The organism is Janthinobacterium sp. LPB2021202312-11-4 (assembly GCF_037049705.1).
Taxonomy (GTDB): Bacteria; Pseudomonadota; Gammaproteobacteria; order Pseudomonadales; family Pseudomonadaceae; genus Aquipseudomonas.
The window spans coordinates 1-4,469 of record NZ_JBAGKV010000066.1; the positions used below are offsets into that span (position 1 = coordinate 1).

Here is a 4,469-nt window from a genome sequence, read left to right on the forward strand (position 1 = left end):
TTAAATGCGTACGAAAAATCCATCCTCCGCCAAAGACAACCGAACTTTGATAACGATTTAAATGCGGGAGGCTTAAATCGCCTCCCGCCAATCAACTGTCAATCAGGACGTCGGAATCGCGCAAGTATCCCCACTTCCCAGCACCATGTGCACCCTGACCAGATGTCGACTCGAAGGTGTTTCAAAACCATCGATGATTGCTTCGTAGCTAATGGCTCCCCACGCACTTTTTGTTACCCGGAAAGGCTCATAAGGAATTCTCACAATAAAACCAGCCGATGCCTCTTGGGCAGTAGGTGTGTATTTAACATCAAGTGTGTTGCCAGCTATCGGAGAAGTACCGGTTTCTTCGGAATACCCTTGATAGGTAAATGTCAACTTTTGATCTGCCAACTGAGGTTCTCCCCCAGGCACTGCCACCTCTATAACAGGCGCACGGAGAGCGTCTAAACGTATTGAGCTGCAAAAAAGTCTGTTAGGAAATGTCGGATGCAAGTTCAAGAAGAGCGGCGCCGGAACGACACCATCTCTAATTAACACCTCAACGTTCTTAGAAACGGAAGTGGCTACATTGTCATTCATGTCGTGTGCCACTGTGTAATACACAGGCAACTCTTTCAAATTTCCACCTGCTTCGATAATAGTCCACGGAACAGTGAATTCCATAACGGTTGCATCCGTATCACCAGCCTCAACTTTCCAGACGCCTCCCTGACCTCGAGCGCTGCTATCTTCAGGCACTGCCACGCCTTTCCAATAGAGCTGCACAACATCATCCACTTTAAAATTTTCATAAATCAATCGTTTTGCGGTTGCTGGAAAAGTTGCATCGTCAAGATTTAGTTTGTCGTCCTCTGCATTCGCGCCTCCACCTCTAACGACGACAGGAAGTAACTTAGGGTTTATAGGGTCGGGATTTTCCGGATCTGGATCCTCCGGACCGGGCTTTCTCAAATCAACATTCACGTCAACGAAAGGTGCAGGCGTTGGAGGTACCGGATAATACTTGCCACCCCGCAGAATCTGGTAACTGACGGTCGCCACCTTGGGCCCCTCATTACCATTTTTTATAACTCTATAGGGCAACGTGACGTAAAAAGGAAACACGGGAATAGTCTGAGGCGATTGCAGCACACCGTCCCACGTTACAACCAATTGATCGCCCGGCAGATAGTTGGTGTACGGCGCCACAATGCCCACGCCGACCCCTTCGTACGCATCAGCGAAGTCGATATCGTCAGCGGCCAGTGGAATGTCCGGCGCCAACAAATTCAGTGGTGGGTCCGTCAGGATGACCTCTACATATTTGAAATCTGAATGTAAGCTGCGGTTACCGACTCGGTCCGTCACGTAATAAAAAATAGTATGTTTTCGCTTCAAGCGAACCGATAACTTCAGCGGTCAACTGAAATTCAACTGGAATAACTGGATCAACACGCTCAAACGTGCCAAATTTTTTAGCCGTCGGCAATGCATCACCATAGTAGGCTTCAATAACATCGCCAATCTTCATACCTCCATATCTGTCAACAGCAACACGTACAAATCCGCCGTTGTCAGCAAGGTACTCCTTTGTAATACCGTCGCTCTCTACTGCTGGAGGAAGGACGATTGTCCCATTAGGATTGGGTGGGGTAGTATCAATATCAATAATCAGCAATTCTGTATCTTCAGGATTGCCACCAAAATCAATTTCAGCCGACAGTTCATAACGCCCCTGAACTTCCGTATATTCACCGGGAAGTTCCAGTAAAAGTGGAAAGTCGCCGGGATCGATTGGAGTGACAGTCGTAATAGGATTACCCACTTTGGTGCCACCCCATTTCAACTGAATCGACACGTCTTCCTTCGGACTTCCTGATTCGGCAAACCCATCAAGCAACACTTTTAACGGTACCCCCCGATACCTAGCAGGCAATTGATTATTTGAATCAGCAGGGGTTGGCGGCAGCAGTGGGTTATCCTCATGCATCCTCGGAGCCGGATCTTTTGCTTTAGGACTGTTAAGAAGCATGAGCTTATAATTCTGACGTATTTTTTGTGCAGGCGTCAGTTTCTGAAAGTTAGACATTTTAACGCTCCTTACATTGATAAAATGACGCAACGAACAAACGCCAGACCAACAGTCATTCGACCCCGTATTCAAGATGCAAGCGCTAGCCAAGCGAATAATTTATTTAACTTTACTAAAAATCACTCCTGACACGTTTCATGATCAGGCGAACAAATTGCGCCGCTGGGCATGGTTCTATTGATAATAACGAAATCGGACTTTGAAACGCCTACACCTCCATTTATTTTCTTCAGTGTGTAATGCACGAGCGCAGAGCCGTTATTAACCATTGGCGCTATCAACATATCGTAGTTATCAACGTGCACCTGAAAACCGTTCCGCGCCTCTTGCAGGCTTAATACTTTGGAAAATGTTTGCCGAACGCCTCTGATAAATGAGCTTCCGTTCTCATTCCGGCAGCCCTGCCAAACCAACTCTACGGTATCGCCATCATCAAACATCACATTTCCCGGGACTTCGACCCAAACCCCCTCCCATAGTCTTGGCTTGGCGCAGCAGTCGAGTACACCGAAGCGATTGGCGTGGGGGAAGGTGGGTTCCTTCAAGTCATCGATAACAATGATAGAAACCACGACGTCCTGATGCGGCGCCCGCTGCTGGTTAATCCCATTACTGGTGGTGTAGTAAACCGGCAATGCCGGATTGTCCTTATCGGTATCAATTGCACTCCAGGGGATGGTGAACGGCACAATCGTGCCGGAGACGTCCCCGGCCTTCACTTTGTAGTGTGCAACCGGCGTACTTACCGAGCCCCAGTACACCTCAATAAGTTCATCGGGCTTGGGATCGGCATACAGTTCGAGTCGGGCCAGTGCATCCTGACCGAAGTCTTCAGTGAGCAAGGTGTTTTTGATGTTCGAGACAGCGCCATACACATCAACCTTGAACAAATTGTCATTGAGCAGTTGCGGAGCATTAGCGTGATCCGGCCCTGCTATCGTCAGGTTTACCAGCACCCAGGCACCTGCAGAAGGAGGCGTCTCAGAGCCACCACGTCGCACTTTGTAAGTCACCCGTACATCCTGCGGCCCAGGGAACCGGATCAATACATGCCAGGGCACATACGCTTTGAGTGGAAAACTCAAGGGATCGACATCCACGGGGTCCAATTCGACACCGTTCCACGAGATCAACACTTTGTGGGATGCGTCGGGATTGTCGTAGGCATCTATTTCAACAGTCACCCCTCGTTCATTGACAGCACCTTCGCGGGCATGCTGACGATCGATCAGCCCTCTGGCACTGAGAGGAACGCGCGGAGGTTTCAGCCCCCCCGGGCCGGGGCTTAAGTCGACATACAGGGGCAACAGGGCTGACCGTGCCCCGAGATTTCCGACCCAGTCCCGCAGGCGATAGTAAATCCAGCGCGCACCCGACCCGCGACTACGGATATCCGCTTCATAGACCGTGATGATCAGTTGCCCGGTATCGATATCCTGCTGGCTGAATTGTTGCTCGCGGATTTCAACCTCGTCACTGGGCGGATTGTTGGTGTCGGTCCAGTAGTAAATCGCACGGTCTTTGGCCTTCAGGCCTACATACGGTGTCACACGAAAACGCACTTCCCTATGCTGCGTGAGGTAGTCATCAGTGATGTCACCCACGACCCCAAGCATGTCGAGCCTATTAGGCTCTTGATTATCGTTGGGCGGCAGCCTGTCGATGGTGATGCGTTTTTTCTGCGATTCCGCTTCATTGCCACCAACATCCAATTTGTAAGACAGGTCATAAACGCCATGCTCCAGTTCGGCCATGGGTACGAAAACGAATTTAGGCGTCGGGTCAATGGGCGGATCGTATGTGTAGGTGCTGACTGGCCTGAATGCAGTTCCTGACGTCCTCCATCCCACCGTGATGGCATCTTGTAAATCAGGTGCGGTAGAAAATGCCCACGGCGGCACAATTAACATCAGGTCCTCGTTTAGGGCAGAGCGAGGGATCAAGCCCTCAACGTTTTCAGTACCATCGTCTTCTTTGAGAATGGCAGGAACAATGGGTGCGTCGGGATCAACCAAGGAGCTGTCCTGTGCCCGGTCCGGTTTTTTTTCCTTGTCATCGCCTGCCATTGCACAAACTCCTGCGTAGTGTGTGACTCGCCATCAGCCTGCCTGAGCATCAAGTCTTGAAGGTCGCGGCCCAGCGTTGCGATGAGTCGATTTAATGCCAGGTCAAGGACTGCTGCCTACTGTCAGAAATTACAGGTTTTGCTACCGTTCGTCGGGATGTTTAACCGACACCTCCAGAAACTCTCTCACCCTACACATCCTTGCGTAGCGCCCTACAGCTACGCCAGAATCCGCCGGCTTGTGCGCCTTGGGGGCGGGTTTTATCGTTTGCGGGTCGCTGACCAATCAGCGATCGGGTTTAGCAGCTCGGTGAATATCAAGGTTCGCAA

3 protein-coding genes are annotated in these 4,469 nt (G+C 50.5%); all 3 read right to left on the reverse strand.

All coding sequences use genetic code 11. The features are described 5' to 3' along the window. Positions 1-102 precede the first annotated feature (102 nt). Positions 103-1,380 carry a hypothetical protein gene (locus V5E99_RS30745; protein ID WP_499806274.1) on the reverse strand — a complete coding sequence of 426 codons (1,278 nt, stop codon included), beginning with the start codon at positions 1,378-1,380 and terminating at the stop codon, positions 103-105. Then, positions 1,331-2,071 (reverse strand): hypothetical protein, encoded by a 741-nt coding sequence (locus tag V5E99_RS30750; protein ID WP_499806276.1) that lies wholly within the window; start codon positions 2,069-2,071, stop codon positions 1,331-1,333. The genes V5E99_RS30745 and V5E99_RS30750 overlap by 50 nt, the downstream gene beginning before the upstream one ends. Before the next feature lie 122 nt (positions 2,072-2,193). Continuing rightward, the gene (locus V5E99_RS30755; protein ID WP_499806278.1) at positions 2,194-4,140 is read right to left on the reverse strand and encodes a hypothetical protein; all 1,947 of its coding nucleotides are present in this window, start codon (positions 4,138-4,140) and stop codon (positions 2,194-2,196) included. Positions 4,141-4,469 lie beyond the last annotated feature (329 nt).